Genomic DNA, 25,772 nt, shown 5'->3' with positions numbered 1-25,772 from the left:
TCCCATGGTCAACAGATCGCCCGCACACCGCACAGGTCTCCCCCAGCGCAGAGTCCGACCGCGCCGGGCCCACGCCTTCCTTGCCGCCGGCACCGTCCTCGTGCTGGCCGGCTGTGGCGCAGGGAGTGCGTCCGACACCTCGGACACCGCCGCCAACACCACCACCGCAGATCTTTTCGCCCCGGTCGGACACGTACACGGAGTGGGCGTCGACCCTGCGGGCGGCAGCGTGGTCGTTGCCGGCCACTACGGGCTGTTCGCCCTCGCCCCCGACGGGACACTGGTTCCTCGCCAGGACCCACCGGAGACCGCGGGGCCGGACCTGATGGGGTTCACCGTCGCCGGGCCCCGCACCTTCCTCGCCAGCGGACACCCCGCCCCCGACGACGCCGGCACCCCGAACCCGGTCGGGCTCGTCCGCAGCACTGATGCGGGCACGACGTGGGAGCCCGTGAGCCTGCAGGGCCAGGTCGACTTCCACTCTCTCGACGCCGCCGGCACCTCGGTTGTCGGGCTCGACGCCACCCGCGGCCTGCTGATGGTCAGCAGCGACGGCGGTCGCACCTGGCAGGAGCGCGCCGCGCTGGATGCCCTCGACATCGCCGTGGACCCCTCCGACGGGACCCGGGTACTGGCCACGACCGAGAACGGGGTGGCCGCCAGCCAGGACGGTGGCTCCACCTTCCGCAGCGTCACCGGTAGCCCGCTGTTGGCTTTCGTGTCGTGGGCGGGCGACGGCGCGGTGTACGGGATCGGGCCGGACGGAACGGTGCACGCCAGCACCGACCGGGGCGCGACCTGGCAGCGGCGTGCCGGTACCGAGAGCCCGCCGCAGGCCATCACCGCCGAGCCCGGGGGCCGGTTGACGATCGTGACCAACGACGGCATCCACCGGTCGACCGACGGCGGCGCCACGCTGGCGCGCATCGCCTGAGCAGTGGGTCGGCTAGCGGCGGAACGACACGTGAATGTGATCGTAGTGCCCGCCCACCGGGTCGGCGGGGTCGTACACCCCGCCCCCGGTGTAGTCGCTCCACCGACCGGAACCTGCCTGGGGCCGTAGCCAGATCTGACCCTGCCAGATGACGTAGGAGACGTCGAGGGCGACGGCGTTGCGCCGGAACCACTCGGCGATCACCCAGCCGTCGTCGACGTCGCGGCCGGAGGCGAAGCTGCCGGCGGGTCCGGGGAACAGGTCGCACCCCTTCCCGAGGGGGTGATCGCTGGTCGGGTTCGCCGGGCGGTCGGCGAAGCAGCGTGTCGAGGTCAGATACGTGGTCTCGCTGAGCGCGCCGAAGGCGGTCCGCACCTGCTCCAGTGCGAACCGCGTCGTGGGGGTCACACAGCCCCGGGTGGTGGGGTCGTCCTCGGTGCAGCCGGCTGGGCGCGGCCGCGGGTCGTCGCCGATCACCGCACTCGAGGGGTCGGCGCAGCTGCCGCCGTCCGCGATCGTGCGTGCCCCGGTGGTTCGCGCCGCCCCGTCACCGACCTCGGTGAGCACATTCGCGGCGGTGTCCTCCCATTTGGCGTAGGCGGTCGGGAACGCCGAGCGTTGGACCGCCTGGGCGGCCTCCCACAGCTCCATGTCGGCCCATCCGGGGATCTGCAGCAGGCGGTCGTAGAAGATCGCGGCCGAGTACCGGGGATCGGTGACCTGCTCGGCCGAGCCCCAGCCCATCGACGGGCGTTGCTGGAACAGCCCGAGCGAGTCACGGTCGCCGTAGTCGAGGTTGCGCAGGCCGGACTCCTGCAGCGCGGTGGCCACGGCGATCCACACAGCCCGCTCCGGGACCGCGCGGTCCCGGCCCACCGCGACGATGGTTGCGGCGTTGGCCAGTTGCTCGGCGCCGAGTCCGCTGGGGCCGGTCGCGGAGATGGGCACGGCCGCTGCCGGGGGCAGGCACCCCGGCCTGATCGCTACCGGGGTGAGGAAGTGCCCCATCGCGATCCGGACCAACACCAGCCCCGCGGCGAGGACCCCCACGACGACACCGACGGCGAGCAGCCGAACACCCAGCCGCCGCAACGCCACGGCGGCGTGTCCGACGCCGTTCACCGCCCCATGACGGACGCGCCGCTCGGTGGTCGTCGCGGACGGCTGGGCTTGTCCGCTCGTGCGGGGGTCACCATCGTCGGGCGGCCCCAGGCAGGTCGGCCAGCGGCCGCGTCGTCTCCACCGGCGTGGGAGCCGGCTGCTGCTGGGCAGCACCGATGGCCGGTAGCGGGCGGGTCGGGCTGTCGTCGTGCTGGCCGACCGCCCACAGTTGGGTGGTGGGGGGGTCGCCATCCGGTTCGCTCTGCGCTGCTTGGGTGTCCTCGGCGGGTGCGGTGAGCAGTCCGCGCCGATACAGCACCGCGAGGGCGAACCCGCACAGCAGCCCGATGACCAGTAACACCAACCACGGCGCGTAGGGGGCGCCGAGCGAGCGGGCCAGGTCGATCGCCCAGCCCGTCCCCGCGTTGCCGAGCAGGATCCCGACCCCGCACACGGTGTTGTAGAAGCCGTAGTGGGTCGCGACGAGCCGGTTGCGGGCGAGCCCGACGATGGTGTCCATCTCGAACGGCAGGACCACGGCGGTCCCGATCGCGAGCAGCGCCGCGGTCGACAGCAACGCCGCCACCCCCAGCACCGTCGCGATCATCGCGCTGACGTCGGGCAGCGCGACCAGCAACCCGTCGGCGGCGAGCAGCGGCACGAAGGCCACGCCGAGCACGACCAGGCCCCGGCTCAGCGAGCCCGCCGGCCCCCACCGCGCACGACACCAGGCGGTGACCTTCATCTGGGCCGCGATGGTGACCCCGCCGGACACGACATACAACGCCGTCACCAACGCCGTGCCCAGGTTCCCGTCGCCGGCCAGGGTTCGGGCGTGCAACGGCAGCGCCAGATACACCTGATACGACAAGACGTAGGTGCCGATCATCGCGACCGAGAAGGGCAGGAAGCCCCGGGTCGTGGCGACGTCGCGCCACTGCGCGAGGACCGGGCGCCGATCGGCGTCGCCGCCGCCGTCACCGCGGCGGGCCGGCAGGGCCCGGATCTGCAGCACCGTGAGCACGGCGAACACGGCGGCGGCGACCAGGCAGGTGACGGCGAAGCCGATGCCGGTCAGTGCCAGTCCGACGATCGGGCCGATCAGGATGCCCGCCTGGTAGAAGATGCTGAACAGGGCGAACGCCTCGACGCGCCGCTCACCGGTGTCATGGGCGATGTAGGCGCGCACGGCCGGGTTGAACAGCGCCCCGGCGAATCCGGTCGCGGCCGAGGCCACGACCAGGGCCGGGACGTTGTCGACCAGGCCGATCAGCGCGAATCCGCCGGTGCGCAAGGCGCAGCCGGCCACGATCATCGGCTTGTAGCCGAACCGGTCGGCCAGGCTGCCCCCGACCAGGAACATGCCCTGCTGGGAGAAGTTCCGTACCCCGAGGATCAAGCCGACCATCAGCACCGAGAGCCCGAGCCCCTGGGACAGGTGGTCGGCCAGGTACGGGATGAGCATGTAGAAGCCGAGGTTGATGGTCAGCTGGTTGAGCAGCAGCAGCTGGACCGGCCGGTCGAACGACCGGTATCTGTCGAGTACCCGCATCAGCTCTCGCGTCCTGCAGGCCGGAGCACGGTGGCACAGCGGGTCCAGCGGTGGACCTCGACCGCGTCGGGCCGGTCGATCTCGTCCGGGTCGTGCAGCGGAGGGGCACCGACGGTGATCCCCTTCGCCGCGCAGAACTCGTCGTTGTAGACGGTGTCGAAGTAGCGCTGCGGGCCGTCGGGGAAGACCGCAGCGATCCGGGTGCCCTCCGGCCGGGTCCGGGCCAGCCAACCGGCCACCGTGCCGACGGCGCCGACGCTCCATCCTCCGCTGGAGTAGCTGGCGCTGGCCATCGCCCGGCACGCCGAGACTGCCTCGTCCGCGCCGACCCAGTGCACCTCGCTAAAGATGCTGTGGTCGACGTTGCGGGGATGGATGCTCGAGCCGAGCCCCCGCATCAGGCGCGGTCGTGCGGGCTGACCGAAGATCGTCGACCCGACCGTGTCGACCCCGACGACCTCCAGGTCGGGCAGGTGCTGGTGGAGCGCGCGGGAGATACCTGCCGAGTGGCCTCCGGTGCCGACCGAGCAGACGAGCACATCGATGTTTCCGAGCTGGGCGTGCAGTTCGTCGGCGAGCGGCGCGTAAGCGCTCACGTTGTCGGGATTGTTGTACTGGTCAGGGCACCACGAGCCGGGATGCTGGTCGAGCACCTCGGCGACGCGGTCGCGGCGGGCCTGCTGCCACCCACCGCACGCCGCCGGGCTCTGCACGGTCACCACCTCGGCACCGTAGGCACACAGGAGCCGATACATCAGCGGTTCCATACCCGGGTCGGACACCAGCGTGACGGGGTGCCCGAACGCGATCCCGGCCAGGGCGAGGCCGAGACCGAGGGTGCCGCTGGTGGACTCGACGATCCGCCCGCCCGGCTCGAGATCACCGCGTTGACGGGCCTGCTCGACCATATGCAGGGCAGGGCGGTCCTTGATCCCGCCGGGATTGGTGCCTTCCAGCTTGGCCCAGAACCCCCGTCCGGCAGCGCTGAAGGGTGCGTCGATCCACACCGTCGGTGTGGAGCCGACGACGTCGGTCAACTGGAAGCAACGTCGCGCAGCGACGCCGGGGGCATCGGCGGGAAGAGTCGTGAAAGGAGTGGACATGACAGACCTCATTCGGGCGCGGGCATGTGCCGCACCGCCAGGGAGCGATGTAGGGGCGCGAGAACGACGACCGGGATCTGGTCCGTGGTCGCCGAGGCCTCTACGTCCGCGAGATCTGTGCCAGGACTAAGTGGTGACGCCCACCCTCTGCTCGAGCGGGCGTGGTCTTGACTGCGCGGTGTATCCGCGGCGGTGCCCGCATCGCGGCCGCTACGCGGATCTCGACGCCCGCTCCGGCGCAGACGTCCGGTGGGACGGGACGGTCAGCGCGAGCAGTGAGAGTCGACTCGTCGTGGGCTCCGTCCTGATGGCACACAGGAGCATCAGGATGCGAATGCGGAGCGGCGGGGCGCTCGGCACCGATCTGGTCTCGGTGGTCGGCCGACTGGTCAGCCGCGACGCCTGCGGACGCCTGCGACCCTGTCAGCTGCGTCGAGGATTCACCGGCGACGAGCTCAGGGCCGTGGACCGGCAAGAGCAGGTGTAGCCCACAGATCAGCATGACCATCGACAGGGCGAGGAGTACCACGGCGCGGCGGGCACCGGATCTTGGCACCCGTGTCCCCAGCACGCCGACGAGGTTGCTCACAGTAGCCGAACCGTACCAGCGTCATCGGCAGGCTCGTCCGCGCATCCCAGCGTTGGTGCGTCATCACACAACTCGTGCACGACGTCCTATCGGGGCGCGGCTATGGACACGACCATCGATGTCTCAACCAACACTGCAGGTCAGAGCGGTTAGAGAGTGCGGCGTCTGAGGCGTAGGCGCCAGCAGGTCGACGACCACGGTGGATGGCTGACCCCCGCCGCTTCATGACGAAGACCCCCCATTGGTGAATGCGGTCCCCGTTTCGACGAAAGATCGTCACTTAACGTATACCTGCCGATAGCTATCGCTTCGTCCTGATGGTGCACGCTGCACCCGCTGGATGGCCTGGTCTGGCGACATCCGCGGCCCACTGGGGGCGGCCGCCACCGCCACCGCGCCGCAGCACGGGCGGGCCGATGCGACTACGAGCACGGCAACCGCCTCGACCGCGAGTGCTCAACGCGGGACGTCCGCTCCAGGATGGGTACCGCCCGTCGTTCATTTCTCGTCGCTGCAGTGGCGTCCGTGAGAAGCGGTGGCGGACCCGATCACGGCGGGTCCGGCGACGGGTGCGTGCACCGCCGACAGCCCCACCGGCGTGTTCAGTGGCCCGGGCCACTGTCGCCCCGACGTCATCGTCCGGGCAGGCGCCACTGCGTGGCCGGCAGCAGCGCGGCGCGGTTCACCCGGCCGGCATGCCGCTCGACCAGCTCGAACATCGAGGTGATCAGGGTGTCGGCGAGCAGGTGCGGGCGCAGGCCCAGCTCGGCGAGGCCGGTGGAGACGACGTTGTAGTGGTGCTGGTCGGCTTCCACCCGTGGGTTGTCCAGGTGCGTGATCTCGGTGCAGGGGTGTGTATCGGCGACGAGTTTGGCCAGCTCGCCGACCGAGAACGACTCGGTGAGCTGGTTGAACACCCGGAACTCGCCGCGCTCGGCGGGGTTCTCGACGGCGAGCCGCACGCAGTCGACGGTGTCGCGTATGTCGATCACGCCGCGGGTCTGACCGCCGGAGCCGTAGACGGTCAGTGGTTCGCCGAGCACGGCCTGGATGATGAACCGGTTGAGCACGGTGCCGAACACGGCGTCGTAGTCGAAGCGGGTCGCCAGCCGCGGGTCACGGCCGGTCTGCGCGGTGTGGTGGCCGTAGACCACGCCTTGGTTGAGGTCGGTGGCCCGCAGGTCCCAGGCGCGGCAGGCGAACTCGATGTTGTGGCTGTCGTGGACCTTGGACAGGTGATAGAAGCTGCCCGGTCGCTTCGGGAACAGCACCCGGTCGCTGCGCCCGTTGTGCTCGACGGTCAGCCACCCCTCCTCGATGTCGATGTTCGGGGTGCCGTACTCGCCCAAGGTCCCGAGCTTGACCAGGTGGATGTCCGGGTCGGTCTCGGCGATCCCGTAGAGCAGGTTCAGCGTGCCGACGACGTTGTTGTGCTGGGTGTAGACGGCGTGGGCGCGGTCCAGCATCGAGTACAGCGCGGAGCGCTGCTCGGCGAAGTGCACGACCGCATCGGGGCGGAACTCGGCGAGGGTGGCGCGGACGTACTCCGCGTCGAGCAGATCGCCGTGATAGACACCCAGCCGGGCACCGGAGAGCTCTTCCCAGGCGGTGACGCGCTCGTCGAGCCCGCGGATCGGGACCAGGCTCGTGACGCCGAGCTCGTCGTCGTAGCCGCGGCGTGCCCCGTTGTCCAGCACCGCCACCTCATGGCCGCAGTCGGACAGGTGCAGCGCTGTTGGCCACCCCAGGTAGCCGTCGCCGCCGAGGACCAGAACCTTCATCGACACCCCTCGCGTCGTCACGTCGTCCGCCTTGTCCGAATTTCTACCTGTGTTCGGCCGGCCCGGGGCCGCCACCGTCACCGTCACCCAAGCGTGGCCAACAGCCCGTCCGTCGCCCGCCAACCTTGGTGCGCGACGATCACGCTCGTGCTGGGTGGGTGTGGACATTTCCTCCTGATCGCGGCCTCGCTGGCGACGGCGTGGCGCGGCACGCGCACGGTCGAGCGAGTGCGCCGGATCACCCCCCTCGTCGGGGCGGCGGGCGACGAGGACGGCTCGGTGACAATCGTCGTCCCGGCTCGGGACGAGGCGCCCCGGATCGGGGCCTGCGTCGATGCGCTGCGCGCGCAGACCGTGCCGGATGTGCGGATAGTCGTGCTCGACGACGACTCATCCGATGGCACCGGGCAGATCGCGGCCCGGCGCGCAGACGACGACCCGCGGGTGACGGTCGTGCGCGGCGAGGGTCCGCCGCCCGGCTGGTCCGGGAAGGTCGCGGCGATGCAGACCGGGTTGGATGCCGACCGCGTCGCGCGGGACCGGTCCGAGACTGCGCCACCGGAGTGGCTGCTGTTCGTCGACGCCGACACGCAGCTCGCGCCCGAGCTGCTGGGCCGGCTGCGAGCCACCGCGGTGCGGCACGACGCGGACCTGGTCTCCGCGGCCGGCACCCCGCCGCCGGGCGGGTCGGCGGCGTGGTCGCTGCTGATGCCGACCGGGATCGTGTTCATCGGCGAACACGCCGACCCGCAGGGCCGGGCACGCAGGGCGTTCGCGATCGGGCAGTGCCTACTGGTGCGCCGCGACCGGTTCGCCGCGGTCGGTGGCTGGGCGGCGCTGCGGGATCGCCGGACCGAGGACGTGCTGCTGGCCACCCGGGTGCGCGACGACGGCGGCCGCACCAGGCTGGTCGACGCCGGCGGCCTGGTCACCACCAGCGGGCTGGACCCTTTCGGCGCCGGCTGGGCGTCGTTCCGCAAGACGCTGGTGGCCGCGACCGAACGGTCGGTGCTCGTGCTGGCCGGGGGCGGGCTGGCGCACGCGGCGATGTCGCTGGCCGGGCCGGTTGCCGTGGTGTGCGGGCTGCGGGTCCGGCGGGTGGCGCGGGCGCCGGGCCGATCCGGACGCGGCCGAAGCGCCCGGGCTATCGGCCTGGTCGCGGCCGGGCTGCTCGGCTGGGGCGGTGCGGCGGTGGCGCACCACCGCGCCGCGCGGCTGATGCGCACCCGGACCGCGTTCGCGCCACTGGCCCCGCTGATCTGGGCGTTGTTCGGCGCGGTCCTGCTCGACGGCGCGCGAGTGGTGCTGCGTGGCGCGGCAGGGTGGAAAGGCCGCGACCAGTGACCCGTCACCGGGTTCTCGGCGGCGTGAATGACCACCTCGTGCTGGTCGAGTACATCGTGGCCGACCACGGCGGCGTCGCGACGTGTGAGGTCGACGCGTGCGCCCCGTTCTGCCCCGCACGATCGTGAAGGCTGCCGCGCCCGCCGATTGAGCTCGCCAGTGGCTCGGCGTGAAGTCGTCCGGTACGCGCGTGGTGCCCCGTCCCCGTCTGAAGACCTCGTCCCGCCGGTCTGTCACAGCGCACGAGCCGGCGGCGCCTCAGCCAGCATGCAACGACCGTCCCGTTCCCCGTTTCGACCGAGGCGGTGGTGGCCTGGACCTTGTCGCCGATCTGCAGCTCCTGGAACCAGGCCTGCGCGTCGGGCTCAATTCGTTAGCTCATCGTCCTACTTGATGTTGCAGTGATCGGTTGTTGCGGGCCGTCACACTACGAGCGGATGGCGGCACGCGACGTGTGCCGAACCAAGAAGCCATAGCCACCCATTGACTGACACAGGATCGCCAGGTCGCGTCCACAAGAGGTAGGTCGTACGTCCAGCGGCACAGTCGATCGCCGATCTGTGCCTGCGCCGGATCAATTGCTGCCCTGCGCTACCGTGAAAACGTCCGAGTGATGCCACTCGGTCCGGTTGAGGGGAGGAGTGTCGTGCTGGCCGACGCACGTCCTTCCTCGCCGCGGGCGCTGCTCGTGGCCGCCCTCGCGACCGCCGTCCTCGCGATCGGGATGGACCTCGCGGCCGGTGAGCACCCCGTGCACGCTGCGACGGTCGGCGGGGTCGCGGCATCGGCTGCGCTCGCGCGCCTGGTCACCGCACGTCGGTACAAGGGACTGCTGGCCATGGTCAACGGCGCTGTCGTGGCGCAGCCGGCGTTGCACGCCTCGACCAAGCTGGTCCCGCCGACCACGGACCACTCCGGGGACGTGTCGCTTTCGGTCGTGCACATCATCGTGGCGGTACTGATCGTCGTTGCCATCACCCAGGTTCAGCAGCTCGGCAGCCTCGTTGCTGCCCTACGTCCCTTGCTGGTCGCGCTGATCCGGCGCATCGTCTCGACGCCCAAGCGGCCGGTTCGTTCGCCGCGCCTGGTCGGCTACGAGCCGGCACTGCCCGTGCCCCAGTGGTCGATCGTCCGCGACGTCGCCCGACGAGGCCCCCCGGTGTCGGCGCTCGCCGCCTGACCTCGCCGAGACATCTCGCACGGGTGTTTGGGCGGCCCATGGCCCGATCACCCCCGTCTCCGGTGTTCCGGAGCTTCCCGCCTGGAGTTCTGTCATGGGCGTCATCTCGACGTGTCGGCATCGAGCATCCGCAGCGACACTTCCCGTTCCCACCGCACCGAACGGCCCTCCCCGCCCCGCCGGACGCCGTCCGAGTGTGTTCGTCCGTACCGCGACGACCTACGACCTGTCCGCCATGGCCGGCCTGCATGTCGCACACCTGCCGATCGGCTTCTTCCCGCGCCTCGGCACGGGTTTCGTCGCGCGCTGGCAGGCCGCTTTCCTCGACAGCCCCCACGCCATCGGCCTCGTTGCGATCGAGCGTAGCGACGACGCCAGCGCCGAAACGGTCGTCGGGTTCCTGGTCGGTACCACGGATCGCCGCGCGTTCCGGCGCGAGTTGCTGCGGCGCCACCGGGGAGCGCTCATCCGACACGGCGTCTTCGCTCTCGTGGTCCGCCCGTGGCTTCTTGCCACGTTCCTGCGCGGTCGAGCGACGACCTACGCCGCTCGCCTCTGGCGGGGACGCTCGGGCACGCCCACCGCGCGACCACACGAGCGCGAGGAATCGACCGGTGAGTTGACCGCCGTCGCCGTCGATCCGGGGACCCGTGGAGCCGGCGTCGGACGGCGGCTGATCGAGATCTACCTCGACCGTTGCACGAGCCTCGGGATTCCCTGGGTCGAACTGGTGACCGCGACGGAACCGGACTCCGCCGTGCGGTTCTACGAACACACCGGCTGGACCTGGCTCTACCGGAGCCAGACCCGCGACGGCGTGCCGGTCGCGCACTTCGGGCGTTGTCTAGCCACGACGGATCGCGCGTGACTTCCGCTGCACGGAGCACGACGCGCGACCGGCTGCTCCCGGCCGCGGCGCTCGTGCTGCTTGTCCTCGTCACCGCCGGATGTGCCGGCGCCGCGCCGGCCTCACCACGCCTCGATACCGGGGCACCGCCGCCGGCACCGGTCACCAGCGCACCTGTCCCCGACGACGTGGTGACTCCGCGCACCAGTCGCGGGGACCTGTCGAAGGAGACCGCCGTCGCCTTCATCGAGGCGATCGGCAGCTGGGACGAGACCCAGCCCACCGCCGCCAGCGATCGCGTCGTCGCGGCCGGCTACCCCGCAGCCCTTGGCGCCGTCGCACCGCAACTGGTCGATCTCCCCACCCCCCGCGCACGGACACAGGTCGTGTTCGCGCAACAGGGTGGCCTCACCGCGACCACGGCGAGCGTGATCGTGCTCGCCGAGCAGAGTTGGGGCGACACCGGGCACGACGGTGTGCGACAGCTGGTGCTCGACGTCCGGCTCGTCCTGCTCGAGGGCCGGTGGGAGGTCACGGCATCGGTCGCTCCCCCTCGCCCGCCTCTCGCACCGGCCCGCGCCGGTGGGCCGACCGCTCTCGGACGCGCCGTGCTCGGGGACCCCGCCCTCGTCCTGCCCGAGCCGGTGCGGGCCGACATCGTCGAGCGTCGTGTCGGCGACCCGATCCTGGGTGTCCTGCAGCGGCTCGGAGCCCGTGCCAGGATCGACGTGCAGGTCGCGGCCACCGGTCACCCGGGCACGGTCTATCCGACCACCCGGTTGTCCAACCATGCGGTCGGTCGGGCGTTCGACATCAGGGCGATCGACGGCGTGGCGGTCGAGGAGCTCCGCGACGACCGCCGCCTCGAGGCCGTGATGACGGCCGCCGGCGAGGCCGGGGCGACCGAGGTCGGCGGGCCGATCCGTGTCGACGGGACCGGGTTCTTCACCGACGCGGTCCACCGCGACCACGTGCACGTCGGGATCACTCCGGGCAAGCCGGCTGCCCGGGCGGTGCCCCGGTGAGGGCTTCCGTCGCGAGGACAGGTGGGACTCTCACCCACGGAGAGCGGGTGTCGGGGCTCGCCGTCGCCACCGCCCTGTCCCGGGTCCTGGGTTTCGTCCGCGCGTCCGTCTGGGCCGCGGCCTTCGGGCTCCACGTGGTGGGCAACGCGCTGACCCTGGCCAACACGCTCCCCTCGATCGTCTACACCCTGCTGGCCGGCGGTGCGATCAGCAGCGTGTTCGTCCCGCAGCTGATCCGGGCCGCCGCGAACGGGCGGCAGGAGGGTGACGCGTTCGCCGGCCGCCTTCTCAGCGTTGCCCTGCTCGTCCTGCTTCCTGCGACGGTCATCGGGGTGCTGCTGGCCCCGTGGATCGCCCGTCTCTACACGGGCGGCGCCTGGCCGCCGCGGGACACCGCTCTCCTCGCCGCGTTCCTGGCGTGGTGCCTGCCGCAGATTCCGCTTTATGGGATCTTCGCGGTGCTCAGTCAGGTGCTCCTGGCCCGGGACCGGCCCGGTCCGATGATGTGGGCCCCGGTCGCGAACAACGTCGTCGGGATCGCCGCCGCGGTCCCGTTCCTGTTCCTGGGTGGGATCGCCACTGGGCCGGACGCGAACGCGGCGGAGACGGTATCGCCCGGCGAGGTCCTCGCCATCGCCGGCGGCGCCACCGCCGGCGTGCTGGTCCAGGTCCTGGTCCTGCTGCCGGCGCTGCGCGCGGCAGGTGTTCGCGTCCGGCCCCGCAGAGACGTCGCGGCAGCGGGAATCGGCCGTTCCCTGCGGCTCGCCGGCTGGACCGTCCTTTTCGTCGCCGCCAACCAGATCGCGTACTCGATCACCGCGATCGTCGCGAATGCGGCCGGCGCGGCAGCGGCAGGCGCCGCCGACCACGCGGCCGGCCTGGCGCAGTACACCAACGCCAACATGATCATGTTGGTCCCGCACGCGATCATCGCGGTCTCCGTCGTCACGGCAGCCTTCCCGCGCATGGCCCGCGCAGCCGTCGAGCACGACGTCGACAGCGTTGCCCGTGCGGCAACGGAGGCCCTGGTGCGGTCGGGTCGGCTGCTCCTGCCCGTGGCGTTCGCACTGCTGATCACCGCGCCGCTGATCACTCGGCTGCTGTTCCCCGGCAACCCGGGGGCCGACACGTGGTTCATGGGCCTGGTGCTGGCGACGTTCGCGCCGGCCGTCGTGATCTACTCGTTCCAGTTCGTGCTGGTCCGGACCCTGCACGCGTGGGAGAACACCCGGGGCCCGGCGATGGTGCAGATCGTGATCGCCCTGATCCAGTCGCTGCTGGCCGTCCTGGCATCGCTTCTGCTGCCCGCCGGGGACGTCGTCGTGGGGCTGGGCGCGGCCTTCTCACTCGCCTACACGGTCGGACTGGTCTGCACCGCCCGGCTCATCGTGCGGACCACGGGACGGCGACCGCTCCGAGGAGCCGCCGGAGCGCTGCTCCGACCGGCTCTCGCTGCGGCGACCGCGGCGCTCGGGGCAGGCGCCGTCGTCGCGGTCAGTGGCGTCGGCCCGGCCACCGACCTGTGGCATACCGCGCTCGTCCTCGTCGGGGCCATCGGAGTCTACGTCACCGTCTTCATCATCGCGGCAGGTCACCTATCGAAGGGCCGTCGATGGACAACGCCGTGAACGTGCGAGCCACTGCCGTGTCGGTACGGGTACTCGTAGTGGAGGACGACCATACGATCGGAGACCTCCTGCAGACCAACCTGCGGAGCCACGGCTTCGACACCGTATGGCGCACCGACGGCGCGACGGCGCTGAGCGCGGTGGCCGAGGTCCCCTTCGACCTGATTCTGGTCGACCTTAGCCTGCCCGATATCGACGGGACCGAGGTGTGCCGCCGGATGCGGACGGTCCTCCCCGAGGCGATCATCGTCATCCTCACCGCCCGAACCGCGGAGATGGACGTGATCGTCGGCCTGGAAGCCGGCGCCGACGACTACCTGACCAAACCCGTCCGTCTCGCAGAACTCCTGGCCCGGGTCCGCGCGCACCTTCGCCGGTCGGAACCGAAGGGCACGACCCAGGTCATCGAACTCGGTGACCTGCGGATCGACCTCAGCGGTCGGCGCGTGTCGATCGGGCACACAGGTGTCGAGCTGCGGAACAAGGAGTTCGACCTGCTCGCTCGCATGGCGAGGGAACCCGGCACGGCGCTGAGCCGTCACCAACTCCTGTCGGACGTGTGGGACGAGCACTGGACCGGCCCGACCAAGACACTCGACGTCCACGTCGGCAATCTGCGCAGGCTCCTGGCGTCCTTCTCCGCGCACCGGGCACCCCGCATCACGACCCTGCGGGGACATGGCTACCGCCTGGAGTGGCCACCGAACGGCGGCGAAGGGACGGATCGATGAGGTCGCGGGTCGTGGGACTGGCCCTTATCACCGCGACGTTCGCCGTCGCGCTGTTCGGGATACCGCTGGCCATCGGCCTGGCCGAGTTCGCTGTTTCCGAGGAACACTCGTCCCTGCAGCGGCTGGCCGGGTTCGCGGCGCGCAGCGTGCAGAGCGACATGGCCCATGACCGCGTGCCGCGCGCGCTTCCGGACGGCCCCAGTGACGCTGCCGTGGCGCTCTACGACGCCGACGGCGCACTGCTCCTCGGAGCAGGCCCCTCGGAGGGTGACGCCGCGGTGGACTACGTCCTCGGTGGGCGCACCGGGCTGCCGCCTGCCGACGACCTTGTCGTGGCCGTCCCGGTCAGCGGCCTACACGACATCGTCGGTGTTGTCCGCGCCACCGCGCCCTCGTCACAGGTCTACGCGTCCGTGATGCCGATCTGGCTGGGGATGGCGGCTCTGGCCGCGGTCGTGCTGGTGTCGACATGGCTGCTCGCTCGCCGCCTGGCGCTGCGCCTGTCCCGACCTCTCGACCGACTGGTCGACGACGCGGACCGGCTGGGCGACGGGGACTTCGGCATCAGCCCGAAGCGCAGCGGCATCGCGGAGACCGACCGGGTGAGCGGAGCCCTGAGCCGTACCGCATGCCGGCTCGACGACCTCCTCGCCCGCGAACGCGCGTTCTCAGCGGAGGCCTCCCATCAACTCCGAACCCCGCTCGCGGGTCTGCGGCTGCGACTGGAGTCCGCACTCGACGCGGCGGAGCCCATGACGAGACCGCAGATCGAGTACGGGCTGGGGTCGATCGACCGGCTCGAGCGGACGATCGACGAGCTCCTCGCCCTGGCGCGTGAACGGCAGACGACCTCGGCGCCGGCCGACCTCCCACGCCTGTTCTCCGAGTTCGACGACGAGTGGCGCCCGCGCCTGACGCGGGACGGCCGCTCGTTCTCCTCCCTGCTCCCGGGCTCCCTTCCCGAGCCGGACGCCTCGTCTGCCGCCGTCCGGCAGATCCTCGGTGTCTTGCTCGACAACGCGCTCCTGCACGGAGCCGGGGACGTGTCGATCTCCGCCCGTGAGGTCGGCGAGAACGCGATCGCGATCGACGTCGGCGATCAGGGCCCCGGGGTCCCGAGCTCCGCCCTCACGAATCGGGACGGCGGACGCGGCATGGGTCTGCCACTGGCACGCCGCCTCGCCGAGAGCGAGGGCGGGCGGCTCACCGTCGGCACAACCTCGGCGCCCGTGACCCTGCTGCTACCGAGCCGGTCCAGGGCCGGTTCTGCCGAGGGCTCGGAAGACCCGGCCTCCACCGCGAAGACGACCGGCTGATCAGCCACCGTCGCCGCCGTCCGCGCCTTCCTCCGGTGGCGGTGGCCCGGCGGGGGGTCCGACCGCGGGTGGCGAGCCGGGAGGCGGCGGAGGGGCGGGCACCGTGCCGCTGCTGACCTGCAGCGTCACCGGCTCGCCCGGCAGCGCCGCACCCCGTGGCTCCTGACCGATGACGGTTCCCTCGGTGGCCCGGTTGTCCACCGTCCGGGTCGTCACCTGCCAGCCGGCTCCCTCGAGCTCGCCGCGGGCGTCGGCGGCCGAGCGGCCGACGACGTCCAGGATCCGGGACTCCGCACCACCGTCGAGGTAGCGGGGGTCGGTCGGCGGCAACGGGGTCGGCGGCGTGCCCGCGACCAGCGGCGTCACCGCTCCGTACCAGGTCCGGGCGGGCGTCTTGCCACCGAAGATGTTGCCCTCGCCGCAGGCGAAGGGACCGTTGCCGCCGTCGCACAGCGGGCGCGGGGAGTTCGAGTTGTCGAAGGTGATCACCGCACCGGACATCTCCGGGATCGCCCCGACGAACGCCGCCGACTTGTTCTGCTGGGTCGTGCCGGTCTTGCCCGCCATCGGACGGGTCCAGCCGGCCGCCCGGGCCGCGGCCGCCGAGGTCCCGGAGATGTCGTCCTGGCTCATCCCGGTCACCAGGGTGTTCGCCAGGCCGGGGTCGACCGCCTGTTGGCACGGTTCCTCGGTGATCGGGACGTCCTTCCCGTTCGCGTCGGTGATCGAGTCGATCGGCGTGGGCGGGCACCACTTGCCCTGCGAGAACAGCGTCGCGCCGACGTTCGCCAGCTCCAGCACCGACGTCGGGGTGACACCGAGCGTGAACGACGCCAGCCGCTGCTGCTTGATCACCTCGGCGATCGAGCGGTCGGTGCGCTCACCCGTTCCCGGGTCCACGAACGGCGTCGTGGCCAGCGACTTCAGCCCGAGGCGGACCGCCATGTCGACGACGTCCGGGACCCCGGTGGACTCCTCGAGCTTGATGAACGCGGTGTTCGGCGACTGCGCGAGCGCGTCGGTCATGCTCATGCGTGGCGGCAGGCCCTCGCTGGCGTTGGCGACCGGGATCGGGCGTCCGCTGCCGTCGACGTAGATCGGCGAGGCGTAGCCGGAGGGAGGCACCTGCATCGAGTAGTTGATGCCGAGCCCCTTCTCCAGCGCGGTGGCTGCGGTGAAGATCTTGTACGTGGAGCCGGCACCCAGGTTCACCGGCTGATACGGCAGGCCGAAGCTGGTCTCCTCGGCGTCGGCGTCGAGGCCGAACGTCCGGCTCGACCCCATCGCCAGCACCCGGTGCGCGTCCTGACCGGGCTGCACCAGCGACATCACGTTCGCGACGTTCGGGGTCCGCGGCGGGACCTCCGCGTCGAGTGCCCGTTTGACCTCGCCCATCGCCCGCCGGTCCAGCGTCGTCCGGATCGTGTAGCCGCCCCGGTTGATCTGTTCCTCGGAGAAGCCCGCCTCGGTGAGGTACTGGACGACGTATTTGCAGAAGAAGCCGGTGTCACCGGCACCGATGCAGCCGTTCGGGATCCGGACCAGCGGGTCCGCGATGCCGAGCGGCGCGGCCGTCGCCTGGCGGGCCTGGGCGTCGTCGATCATGCCCTGCTGGCGCATCTGCTCGATCACCAGGTTGCGCCGCTCGGTCGCGGTCTCCGGGTTCTGCACCGGGTCGAACTGGGTCGTCGAGCGGACCATGCCGGCCAGCAACGCGGCCTGCGGCACTGTCAGCTTGTCCGGCGTGGTGTTGAAGTAGGTCCGGGCGCCCGCCGCGATGCCGTAGCTGCCGTTGCCCAGGAAGACGATGTTGAGGTAGCGGTTGAGGATCTCGTCCTTGGACAGCTGGCGCTCCAGCTGCAGCGCGATCCGCGCCTCCTTCAGCTTCCGGGCGGGGGTCTGCTCGGTCGCCTTGAGCCGCTCGGCCTCGGTCTGGGCGTCGACGTAGAGCATGTAGTTCTTGACGTACTGCTGGGTCAGCGTCGACGCGCCCTGCACGACATCCCCGGACGTCGAGTTCGCGACGACCGCACGCAGCGTGCCCTGCCAGTCGACGCCCTGGTGCTCGTAGAACCGGCGGTCCTCGATCGCCAGGATCGCCGCCTTCATCGTCGGCGAGATCTGGTCGTTGGCCACCTCGGTGCGGTTCTGGTCGAACAGATAGGCCAGCGGGCGCCCGTCGGAGTCGGTGACCGTGGTCGTCAGCGGCGCCGGGTTGTTCACCAGGTCGGCCGAGCTGGACGTGACGCTGTCACCTGCCTCGTTCGACAGGATCCCGAGGCCGCCGACCACCGGGAAGGCCATCCCAGCGACCACCACCCCCAGCAACACGCTCAGCCCCGCCAGCAATGCGATCGACCGGCCGACCGGGCCACTGAGGATGCGCACGCCAGATCCTAGACCTCGAAGGGAGCCGGACCCGCCGTCACCCGGTCTGGGGAGGGAGTCGGCGACGGGTTCATGGCACAACTATCGCCCATCGAACTGTGATGTTACTGAGAAGAACCGGGTACGGCGCACTCTCTCGCGACCACCCGATAATTTTTACCGTCGCTTTAACTTCGGTTGCACTTCCGCTGCACGACGCCTCCTAGCCTCCGGTACCGAGGATGGCGGAGCAGCCGCTGCAGAGGAACTACCCGGAGACGCGGAGTGACCACTTCTCCCCAGACCGTGCACCAGCAGATCATCGACACGCTCATCGACGACCCCATCCTGGCGATGCTCGGGTTCGACCACCGGACAATCGGTGAGGAGCGGACCGGACGCAACCCGCGGCTCATCGTGAGCTGGGCGGACGAGTGGTACGGCTCGGCGTCCGACCTCCTCGGAACGGTGACGATCGAACCTGTCGGCACCGATGATCGGACCAGGACGGCCGTACTCGACCGGGTCGAACGAGCGCTGGCCGCACTGCGCGCGGGACGACCGATCATGCGTGTCCGCCGGTCGGGGGGACGCCCGTCCAGCAAGTTCCACGTGCTCGCACGCGTTGCGCCGCGCGAGACCGGATCCATGCCCGCGCTGGCCGGCCGGCACCAACGGTGACGCTGCTGTACATCGAGAGAGACGGCACACCTTCTCTCAGCGAGCTGCGCAGTCGCGTCGTCCTTTGCAACTTCTGGGCCTCGTGGTGGGAAGAGGAGCACTCCGCGTCGGTCAGCGTGGCCGAACAGGACCGCGACGCCGGGGTCACGCTCGTCGGAATCGACTACCAGGACGGCCCGGACTCGGCGGTGGCGTTCCTGGATGCGAGGGGGCGCGGCGGGGACGACTACCGCTATGTGACTGACCCCGGCCCGCGCGCCACCCGCGACAGCGGGATCTTCGGCGTGCCGGAGACCTTCGTGATCGATCCGGCCGCCACCATCGTCGCGAAAGCTGTCGGACCGACGACCTACCCGCTGCCGGCCCGTGCGGTGCTCGCCGGCCAGCGCCCACAGCCGCGGACAGCGGTGCCGGTGCAGCCTTCTTCCGGGGCGCCGCTGGGTTTCGGGAGTTGAGATGCTGCGGACCGGCGTGCGCTCGGAGCTGCTGTGGACGATTGTCGTCGTCGTGCTGGCGATCGTCGGGATCGTGGCGTTGTGGCCGCAGGACAGCGACCCCGCATCCGGCGACCCGCAGACGTCACAGTGGCGGGTGACGGGCGAAAAGCCGTTCATCGCGATGCCGCCCGACGCCGAGCTGGCTCCACTACGCTCCCGGGCGGACCTGGCACCATGTCCGACGCCAGGGGACGTCGGGCCGCCGCCCGGGGGGCCGCTGGCCGACATCACGGTCCCGTGTCTCGGTACTCCCGGCACGGTCGACCTGGCCGCTGCGCTGGCAGGGCGACCGGCGCTCCTCAACGTGTGGGCGTCCTGGTGCACACCCTGCCGCGAGGAGATCCCGGTGCTCAACGCCTACGCCGAGCTACCCGGCGCGGTGCCCGTGGTAGGCATCGATGTACGCGACGACGCCACCTCGGCCCTGGGCCTGCTCGCCGATCTCGACGCCCGCTACCCCTCGGTCGTCGACACGCGCGGCACGCTGTGGGCCGCCCTCCAGGTGCCCAATGCCATCCCAACCAGTTACGTCCTGCGACCCGACGGATCAGTACGCCGAGTGGCCTCGCCGGTGGTCTTCACCGAACCCGGCGAAGTGGCCCGGACAGTACAGCGGTACCTGGCAGAGCCGTAAGCGGCCGCTTCGTTACGGATCGTCACCAGACACGCCGGAGTGATTCATCGACCGGACAGCAGCAACCGTGGCGAATGGACCACGGTTCTACCCCGCGCACAATCGCCGATTGGCTTCTCATCACGCGGAGGGATCTTGTACACAACCAACCCCGCGGACGCGGCCCGGTACGAGCCGCGTGATGACGGCCCTGCGGCGGCACGCCGCAGTCATATCCGCGCTCATCATCGCGGTCGGCTTTGGGCCCATGCCTACGGCCGGCGTCAGCAGGCCTTCTCGCACGTGAGCGACGCCGACACGTGACTTCCGTCCAGCTCCGACGAAGAGCCACAAGCAGGCTCCCTCATCCCCTCCGCAGAAGGTACGTGGCCGATAGCCGGGCGCCGGACCGAGCCGCACATGTTGGCCGAGAGCATCGGTTCGCCGAGCGGCGACACCGTCGACCGGCGAGGTGTGGCGGAGTGCACCGATGCCACGACTAGTGTCGGATGCCGATGGCGCCTCCAGACCAGACCGTTCCTGGTCCGATGGGCTGGCACTGTCGATCAGCGCGGCGCTTAGCGCTGGCGCGGGGATGTTGAGCTGGGTACTCGCAGCCCGGTTCGTCTCGCCGACCACCGTGGGAGAAGTCTCGGCGTTCGTTTCAGCATTCCTGCTGGTGGCGGGCCTGACCGAATTCAACCTAGGGCGTGTCTCCTAAAGCGCGGAGCCAGGTGACGATCGCCTTCAGGACGGCGCCGCCGCGGAAGGTCAGCGCGAGCTTGTCGTAACGGGTGGCCAGCCCGCGCCACTGCTTGACGTGGCAGAACCCGCGTTCGACGACGTTGCGATTGCGGTAATCGGCGCGGTCGAACGCGGGCGGGCGGCCGCCGCGTGCCCCTCGCCGTTTGCGGTGTCCTTGCTGGTCGGCGGGCTCGGGAATGACGGCGACGATCCGCCGCTCGCGTAGATGGCGGCGGATCGCGCGCGAGGAGTAGGCCTTGTCAGCGCGCAGTCGTTCCGGCCGTGTTCGGGGACGTCCCGGGCCCGCTCGCGCGATGCTCAGATGCGCCATCAGGTGCGGGAACATCGGCGAGTCCCCGCCTTGGCCCGGTCCGAGCAGGACCACCAGCGGCCGGCCGTGACCATCGACGAGCTGGTGGATCTTCGTCGACAGCCCGCCGCGAGACCGACCCAAGGCGTGATCGCCGGGCTCGGCGAGCAGATTCGTGTAATTCGATCCTGCCCCCTGTGTCGCGGGCCAGGGTCGCGGCGTGTTGGTGGGCGCGGAGGATCGTGGAGTCCACACTGACCGCCCAGTCCACGATCCCGGCGGTGTCGGCGTCGGTCAGCAGAGCCGCGAGAACGTGGTCCCAGGTGCCATCGCCGGAGTAGCGGCGGTGCCGCTTCCACAACGTCTGCCACGGCCCGAACTCGGACGGGACATCCCGCCAGGCCAGGCCGCACCGGTATCGGTAGATGATGCCCTCGAGTACTCGACGGTTGTCTCGAAACGGGCGCCCGCGACGACCCTCCGACGAGGGCAGGAGCGGGGCCAGCCGGGCCCACTGAACGTCGGTCAGGACCGCAGTGCGCGACACCGCTACAGCATCGCGCACCCCGACCCACCTATTTCGGAGACACGCCCTAGTACTGCAACGGCGTTTCGGCGTGTCGTGAGAGGCTGATCCGGGTTCGGCGGTGATGATCGCCGGGTGGTGGATCTTGCTGGATGGGTAGCGGCGTTGGACCAGGTCATCGCGTCGATCGGGCCGCGGTTCTTCCGTCGTGAGCCCCGCGCGCGGGCCGGGGCGTATGTGCGCGGCCTGCTGGCCGGGTTGGAGCGCAAGAACGGGTGGACTCTGGCCGAGCATGCGGGGGCGGTCTCGCCGGACGGGACGCAGCGGATGCTGCGCACCGCTGACTGGGACGTCGACGGGGTCCGCGACGACGTGCGCGACTACGTCCTCGACGCCCTCGGCGACCCCGCAAGTGAGGTGTTCGTGGTCGACGAGACCGGGTTCATCAAGAAGGGCCTGCGTTCGGCGGGAGTGCAACGCCAGTACACCGGTACCAGCGGCAAGGTCGACAACTGTCAGCTCGGGGTGTTCCTGGCCTATGCCAGCTCGAAGGGGCGGGCGCTGATCGACCGCGAGCTCTACCTGCCGACCTCGTGGACCGAGGACCGGGACCGCTGCGCCAGAGCCGACGTGCCCGATGAGGTCGGGTTCGCCACGAAACCCCAGCTCGGGCTGGCGATGCTCGACCGCGCCCACGCCTGCGGGGCCCTCACACCCCGCTCGTGGGTGACCGCCGACGAGATCTACGGACAGAATCCGACCTTCCGCACCTGGCTGGCCGACCGGGAGATTCCGTTCGTGCTGGCCACTCGCAACGACGACGTCCTGACCAGCCCGGACGGGCATCGCCGCCAGGCCAAGGTCCTCGCCACGATCGCCGGCGCCCGCGACCCCGACACCGGCCGCAGCGGGTGGGAACGGCGCCAGGTCGGCGCGGGCGCGCACGGAGAGCGGATCTATGACTGGACCACCGTCGCCCTCGACCCGGCCGGCCTACCCCACGGCTGGGGACACTGGCTGCTCGTGCGCCGCCAGACCGAACCCGGGCAGGGCAAGACCACCCGGGAGCTGGCGTTCTACCGCTGCGCCGCCCCCGCGGCCACGCCGCTGCGCGAGCTGGTCCGCGTCGCCGGCGCACGCTGGGCGATCGAGGAATGCTTCCAGACCTCCAAGAACGAAGCCGGCCTCGACCACTACCAAGTCCGCTCCTACCGAGCCTGGTACGCCCACATCACACTGGCCATGCTCGCCGCCGCCTACTTGTCCGTCACCCGCGCACAGGAGGCCGAAAAGGGGGATCTCCAGCCGAGCGGACCGGCCTGATCCCGCTGAGCGGCAACGAGATACGGCGTCTGCTCGCCACCCTCATCCTCACCCCAGCCGCCTGCCTGGCCAGCACACTCGCCTGGTCCACCTGGCGCCGACGACGCCAGCACCAGGCCCGGACCTGCCACTACCGCCGCCGCGGCCAACGCCCACCAGCCTGACAAAACGCCGTTGCAGTACTAGGCCCGTGCGGATACGCCTTGTGGAGCAGCTCGCCGTCGGACTCGAGTGCTCACAAGCCCAGCCGGGTCACGGCATTGCCCACGAGCGGGGCGTGGTCGCGGTCGTAGGTCTCGATCATGGCGTCGCTGGTGTGGCGGGTCTGGCGGCGCACCGAACGGTGGTCGGCGCCGTTGCGGCGGGCGGTGGTGACGAACCCGGCGCGCAGTGAATGGAAGCCGATCGGGCCCGGCAGGCCTGCGGCGTCGGCGCGGCGACGGACCATGGCGTGCAGGGCGTCGCCGGTCATCGGTGTGTCGATGAGGGCGCCGCCGCGGCGGATCGCCCGCAGCAGCGGTGTGTGCCCCGCCAGCGCAGGCACCGGGGCCCGGAACGACCGGGCTGTCTGCCCGGGAGACCCCGCCGCGCCGGCGTCGACCGGTGAGAAGGCGCCGACGCCGTCAGCGCTGTCGTCAGCGCTGTCGGCGGTGGGTTCGGGGTGCGGGAACAGGTGGCCCAGGTCGGGCCAGGACGGGGTGGCCAGGACCGCGCGCATCAGTGCCGGGCGACCGTGCGGGGCGGCGGCGAGCAGCCCCATCCAGCGCAGCACTGCGCACGGCGGGCAGGTCCCGGCCCGGGCGCCGTAGGGCAGCACCACGGTCGCGCCGCGACTGGTCTGGTCGGTCTTGGACCGGGCGATGTGCACGTGCAGCCCGTCGACCGGGTGGAAAGCCACGTCGGCGACGGTGAGGGCGGCGAGCTCGCTGCGCCGCAGCGCACCGGTGAATCCGATCAGCAGCGCGGCGGCGTCGCGGGCGCCGATCAACCCGGCCGGCCACGTCCCGAACTCCATGTCCGCGAGCACGGTGCGCAGGTCGTCCAGCAGGAGCGGACGCATCTGATGGGTGGAGTGGGCGCGGGACCGCTTGATACCGGTCAGGACCGCACCGACGGCTGGGTCGCGGGTCGGGGACGGGTGGCCGGCGTCGTGGTGGGCGGCGGCGATCGCGGCCAGGCGCCGGCCCATCGTGGCCGGGGAGAACACCGCCTGTCCGTCCGCGGTGCGGGTGGCCTCGAGGTCGGCCAGGTACAGCCGCACGGTGTCCACCGCCGCCGGCAACGCCGGTAGCCCCGCTGCGGCACACCAGCGGGAGAAGTGCGCCCAGTCCCCCGCGTAGGCGGCGCGGGTGCGCGGCGCCCGCGCGGCGGTGGCGTGGGCGTCGGCGCGGGCGGCCAGCGCGGCCAGCGACGCGGCACGGGCGGACGCGGCCGCGACGCCACCGGGCAGCACCGCGGTGTCGAGCGCGGTGTCGAGCTCGACCCTGGGCTCGGCCGCGGCGCCCGCACCGGGGCCCATGTCGGTGCCCGGGTGGGCGTCGATGGCCTTCTCCACGCTCATTCGGGGCCCTCCCTGGACATGGACCTGCGCCCGTGGCCGCGGGATAGGTCAGATAACGGGAGATTATCGCGTGTCTCAGCCGCACAGGTGGAAGTGACCAGGTGCGCCGCCCACGACGACCGAAACGAGGCAGATCCGCCCGCGGGAGACGGCCCTGAACAGGGCAGACTCCCCTGACCTTCCTCCCGACTGCCGGATCCTGGGAGGCTGGAGGCATGGCTCCGATCCGTAAGGTCCATGCCGCGTAGGCGCCCAGCCCAGGTACGGGCGAGAAACCAGCGTCAGCCGCGCCCGACTGCGATACGCGGTGTCTCGCTCTCGACCAGCCGGGCGCTCGACCGACTCGACCGACCACGGCTCACCTCGGGCAGCGTCCGCACCGATCTTCTCTCGTGGCGTCGCGTCACCCTCAAGCCACGTTCCACGCTCCAGCGAGAGAACAACGACTGGGTCCAGTTCATCGGCCCGTTCAGCCGAGACGTCCTCGAGCAGGCCCTGCACGCCCTACCTCGGCATCGTCGCGCATCGCTCCGCCGCCAGATCGCCCAGCTCGACGCCCGGTTCCTGGACAAGACCCTGAACAATCCCACCGCCGACCCGTCACTCCCCTGGTGGTGGCGCCGCACCTGAGCTGCACCGACGACCCGAAGCCAAGTAGAACCGTGCGGACATCAGCACAACCAAGGCAGGACCCATCCCGACAACACGGGCCGGGGAGCCGGCCACGGGCGGCCTGCCCGCCAGACCGCCCAGGAACGCCGGGGAACGACCTCCCTGGCTCGGGGAAAGACACCACGACGAGGAGCACCCCGATGAGCACTTGCACTCACCCCGGCGCGCAGGTCCACGGCCTGATCGGCTCCGGCCCGATCGCGCCGAGCGGAGCAGACCCGGCTGACCTCGAGCCGATCGAGTGGAGCCACCTCGCCGAGCCGCTACGCCCGGGCGAACGCATGTCGGCCGCGATCGGTGCCTGCAGCAGCTGCGGGGCGCTGGTGGTCTCGGTGTCGACCTGGCACCCCACCGACGGCCACGGCGAACACGCGGTGCAGTACCGGACCCCCTGGATCTCGATGTACGGCCGGAACCCATCCGACCCTGTCGCAGCTGACCCCGCAGGCCGCCCACCGCTGCCGGCCACGCTGGTCGGACTCGGCGGTGAGGATCTGACACCGAGGGGCTGACCCCCGCCCTCGAGGACTCGTGCAAGATGTCGGTCCTGGGATGCCGCCCGCTGGCGTGAAGGCACCCGAGATAGAGCACCCGGCCGCTGCCGTGATGCAGCTGTAGCAACGGCCGCTGGTGCAGGCGGCGAGCAACCCCGCCTTCACCAGCGACGCCTGCGACCGCGCTGACAGGTCCGTTGCCGCCGACGCTTGCGGCGCTCACCCCAGGGCCGACGCACTGCCCTGATGTTGCACCGGTCCGGTGTCAGAATTTCTGAAAGATGGCGGGCGTGTCGCGCTGTTCTGGTTTCAGAAAACCGGGCAGGATCACCGCCATGGCGAGAAGACCAACAGGGCGCCCGTCGAAGGGCCCGCGTGCAGTGGTTCTTCCACGGGTACTGCTGGCCGACGATCTTGCGCTCAAGACGCTGGCCACCAACCTCGGCTGGTACGTCTCCGAGACTGCCGCGAAGCTCATCAACATCGGGCTCCAGCACGTCGACGAGCTCCCAGACGAGTTGCCTCTTCGTGTCCCCACCAGCGAGTCGACAGACTTCACCGCCCGGATCCCCCTCACCGACGACCAGGTCGTCCGCGAGATCGCCCGGGAACGCGACCGCAGCATCTCGCTCGTCGCCGGCTCACTGATCCACCTGGGCCTGCGCTACCGCAACGAGATTCCGGGCCAGATCCCGGTTCAGTACAACCGCCCGGAGCAGCCCCTGACCAAGGCCTCCTAAAAGAACGAGACGGTCTCCCTGCCAGGAGACCGCCTCGGATCGTTCTCGCGTCAGCCGGACCTGCACCCGCCTGATGCCGTAGCCCCGGCGAACCGGGGCCGTTACCCCACCTG

At 70.9% G+C, this 25,772-nt stretch carries 21 protein-coding genes; 14 read left to right on the top strand and 7 right to left on the bottom strand.

Going from position 1 to position 25,772, the window contains the following annotated elements; genetic code table 11:
- Positions 1 to 4 precede the first annotated feature (4 nt).
- Complete coding sequence (locus AC0GKK_RS27010) at positions 5 to 934, top strand: F510_1955 family glycosylhydrolase (RefSeq protein WP_281010819.1); 930 nt, start codon at positions 5 to 7, stop codon at positions 932 to 934.
- 12 nt (positions 935 to 946) lie between these two features.
- On the opposite strand, the gene AC0GKK_RS27005 is transcribed toward AC0GKK_RS27010, so the two are convergent.
- The 4 genes from AC0GKK_RS27005 to AC0GKK_RS26990 form a co-directional block, all read right to left on the bottom strand.
- Entirely contained in the window at positions 947 to 2,056 is a 1,110-nt protein-coding gene (locus AC0GKK_RS27005; protein WP_489884111.1) for a VldE C-terminal domain-containing protein, read from the bottom strand.
- 67 nt (positions 2,057 to 2,123) lie between these two features.
- Positions 2,124 to 3,587: an MDR family MFS transporter gene (locus AC0GKK_RS27000; RefSeq protein ID WP_489884110.1), complete on the bottom strand. Its 1,464-nt coding sequence runs from the start codon at positions 3,585 to 3,587 to the stop codon at positions 2,124 to 2,126.
- Positions 3,587 to 4,690 (bottom strand): PLP-dependent cysteine synthase family protein, encoded by a 1,104-nt coding sequence (locus tag AC0GKK_RS26995; RefSeq protein WP_489884109.1) that lies wholly within the window; start codon positions 4,688 to 4,690, stop codon positions 3,587 to 3,589. The genes AC0GKK_RS27000 and AC0GKK_RS26995 overlap by 1 nt, the downstream gene beginning before the upstream one ends.
- Before the next feature lie 1,221 nt (positions 4,691 to 5,911).
- Positions 5,912 to 7,060 (bottom strand): NAD-dependent epimerase/dehydratase family protein, encoded by a 1,149-nt coding sequence (locus AC0GKK_RS26990; protein ID WP_489884108.1) that lies wholly within the window; start codon positions 7,058 to 7,060, stop codon positions 5,912 to 5,914.
- Between the two features lie 93 nt (positions 7,061 to 7,153).
- Here AC0GKK_RS26990 and AC0GKK_RS26985 point away from each other — a divergent pair, with 93 nt between their 5' ends.
- From AC0GKK_RS26985 to AC0GKK_RS26955, 7 genes are all read left to right on the top strand, one after another.
- Entirely contained in the window at positions 7,154 to 8,404 is a 1,251-nt protein-coding gene (locus AC0GKK_RS26985) for a glycosyltransferase family 2 protein (protein ID WP_337826750.1), read from the top strand.
- Positions 8,405 to 9,050: 646 nt separating this feature from the next.
- Positions 9,051 to 9,584, top strand: a complete 534-nt coding sequence (locus AC0GKK_RS26980; protein ID WP_179763261.1) for a hypothetical protein — start codon at positions 9,051 to 9,053, stop codon at positions 9,582 to 9,584.
- 196 nt (positions 9,585 to 9,780) lie between these two features.
- A complete protein-coding gene (locus AC0GKK_RS26975; protein ID WP_489884107.1) occupies positions 9,781 to 10,452 on the top strand; it encodes a GNAT family N-acetyltransferase in 672 nt (223 codons plus the stop codon).
- On the top strand, positions 10,449 to 11,456 hold the full coding sequence (locus AC0GKK_RS26970) for a hypothetical protein (RefSeq protein ID WP_179763263.1): 1,008 nt from the start codon (positions 10,449 to 10,451) through the stop codon (positions 11,454 to 11,456). The genes AC0GKK_RS26975 and AC0GKK_RS26970 overlap by 4 nt, the downstream gene beginning before the upstream one ends.
- A 47-nt stretch (positions 11,457 to 11,503) precedes the next feature.
- Positions 11,504 to 13,084, top strand: coding sequence for a murein biosynthesis integral membrane protein MurJ (murJ, locus tag AC0GKK_RS26965; protein ID WP_179763264.1), 1,581 nt, complete (start codon positions 11,504 to 11,506; stop codon positions 13,082 to 13,084).
- On the top strand, positions 13,069 to 13,815 hold the full coding sequence (locus AC0GKK_RS26960; protein WP_179763265.1) for a response regulator transcription factor: 747 nt from the start codon (positions 13,069 to 13,071) through the stop codon (positions 13,813 to 13,815). The genes murJ and AC0GKK_RS26960 overlap by 16 nt, the downstream gene beginning before the upstream one ends.
- A gap of 11 nt (positions 13,816 to 13,826) precedes the next feature.
- Positions 13,827 to 15,131 (top strand): sensor histidine kinase, encoded by a 1,305-nt coding sequence (locus AC0GKK_RS26955; protein ID WP_179763266.1) that lies wholly within the window; start codon positions 13,827 to 13,829, stop codon positions 15,129 to 15,131.
- Here the strand turns inward: AC0GKK_RS26955 and AC0GKK_RS26950 are convergent, their stop codons facing one another.
- Entirely contained in the window at positions 15,132 to 17,435 is a 2,304-nt protein-coding gene (locus tag AC0GKK_RS26950; RefSeq protein ID WP_179763292.1) for a penicillin-binding protein, read from the bottom strand.
- Positions 17,436 to 17,783: 348 nt separating this feature from the next.
- Between AC0GKK_RS26950 and AC0GKK_RS26945 the strand changes: the two genes are divergently transcribed.
- Genes AC0GKK_RS26945 through AC0GKK_RS26935 form a run of 3 tightly spaced genes read left to right on the top strand, consistent with a single transcriptional unit; the run spans position 17,784 to position 19,310 of the window.
- Positions 17,784 to 18,179 carry a hypothetical protein gene (locus tag AC0GKK_RS26945; protein ID WP_253066768.1) on the top strand — a complete coding sequence of 132 codons (396 nt, stop codon included), beginning with the start codon at positions 17,784 to 17,786 and terminating at the stop codon, positions 18,177 to 18,179.
- A complete protein-coding gene (locus AC0GKK_RS26940) occupies positions 18,176 to 18,634 on the top strand; it encodes a TlpA family protein disulfide reductase (protein ID WP_253066769.1) in 459 nt (152 codons plus the stop codon). Before AC0GKK_RS26945 ends, AC0GKK_RS26940 begins: the two co-directional genes overlap by 4 nt.
- A 1-nt stretch (position 18,635) precedes the next feature.
- Positions 18,636 to 19,310: a TlpA family protein disulfide reductase gene (locus tag AC0GKK_RS26935; protein ID WP_179763268.1), complete on the top strand. Its 675-nt coding sequence runs from the start codon at positions 18,636 to 18,638 to the stop codon at positions 19,308 to 19,310.
- 682 nt (positions 19,311 to 19,992) lie between these two features.
- On the opposite strand, the gene AC0GKK_RS26930 is transcribed toward AC0GKK_RS26935, so the two are convergent.
- Positions 19,993 to 20,890, bottom strand: a protein-coding gene (locus AC0GKK_RS26930) for an IS5 family transposase (RefSeq protein ID WP_281010934.1) whose coding sequence is annotated in 2 segments (ribosomal slippage) — positions 19,993 to 20,538 and positions 20,540 to 20,890 — 897 coding nt in all. Because the reading frame shifts where the segments join, the coding sequence is not laid out codon by codon here.
- Positions 20,891 to 21,004: 114 nt separating this feature from the next.
- On the opposite strand from AC0GKK_RS26930, the gene AC0GKK_RS26925 reads away from it, so the two are divergent.
- Complete coding sequence (locus tag AC0GKK_RS26925; RefSeq protein WP_073578377.1) at positions 21,005 to 22,192, top strand: IS701 family transposase; 1,188 nt, start codon at positions 21,005 to 21,007, stop codon at positions 22,190 to 22,192.
- Positions 22,193 to 22,427: 235 nt separating this feature from the next.
- On the opposite strand, the gene AC0GKK_RS26920 is transcribed toward AC0GKK_RS26925, so the two are convergent.
- Complete coding sequence (locus AC0GKK_RS26920; RefSeq protein WP_489884106.1) at positions 22,428 to 23,753, bottom strand: site-specific integrase; 1,326 nt, start codon at positions 23,751 to 23,753, stop codon at positions 22,428 to 22,430.
- A gap of 812 nt (positions 23,754 to 24,565) precedes the next feature.
- On the opposite strand from AC0GKK_RS26920, the gene AC0GKK_RS26915 reads away from it, so the two are divergent.
- Positions 24,566 to 24,937, top strand: coding sequence for a hypothetical protein (locus tag AC0GKK_RS26915; protein WP_489884105.1), 372 nt, complete (start codon positions 24,566 to 24,568; stop codon positions 24,935 to 24,937).
- 362 nt (positions 24,938 to 25,299) lie between these two features.
- Entirely contained in the window at positions 25,300 to 25,659 is a 360-nt protein-coding gene (locus tag AC0GKK_RS26910) for a hypothetical protein (protein ID WP_075313129.1), read from the top strand.
- Positions 25,660 to 25,772 lie beyond the last annotated feature (113 nt).

Source organism: Pseudonocardia sp. P-1 (assembly GCF_058111925.1).
The sequence above is the reverse complement of the archived record's forward strand: the minus strand, read 5'-3'. Positions and strand labels throughout refer to the sequence as shown.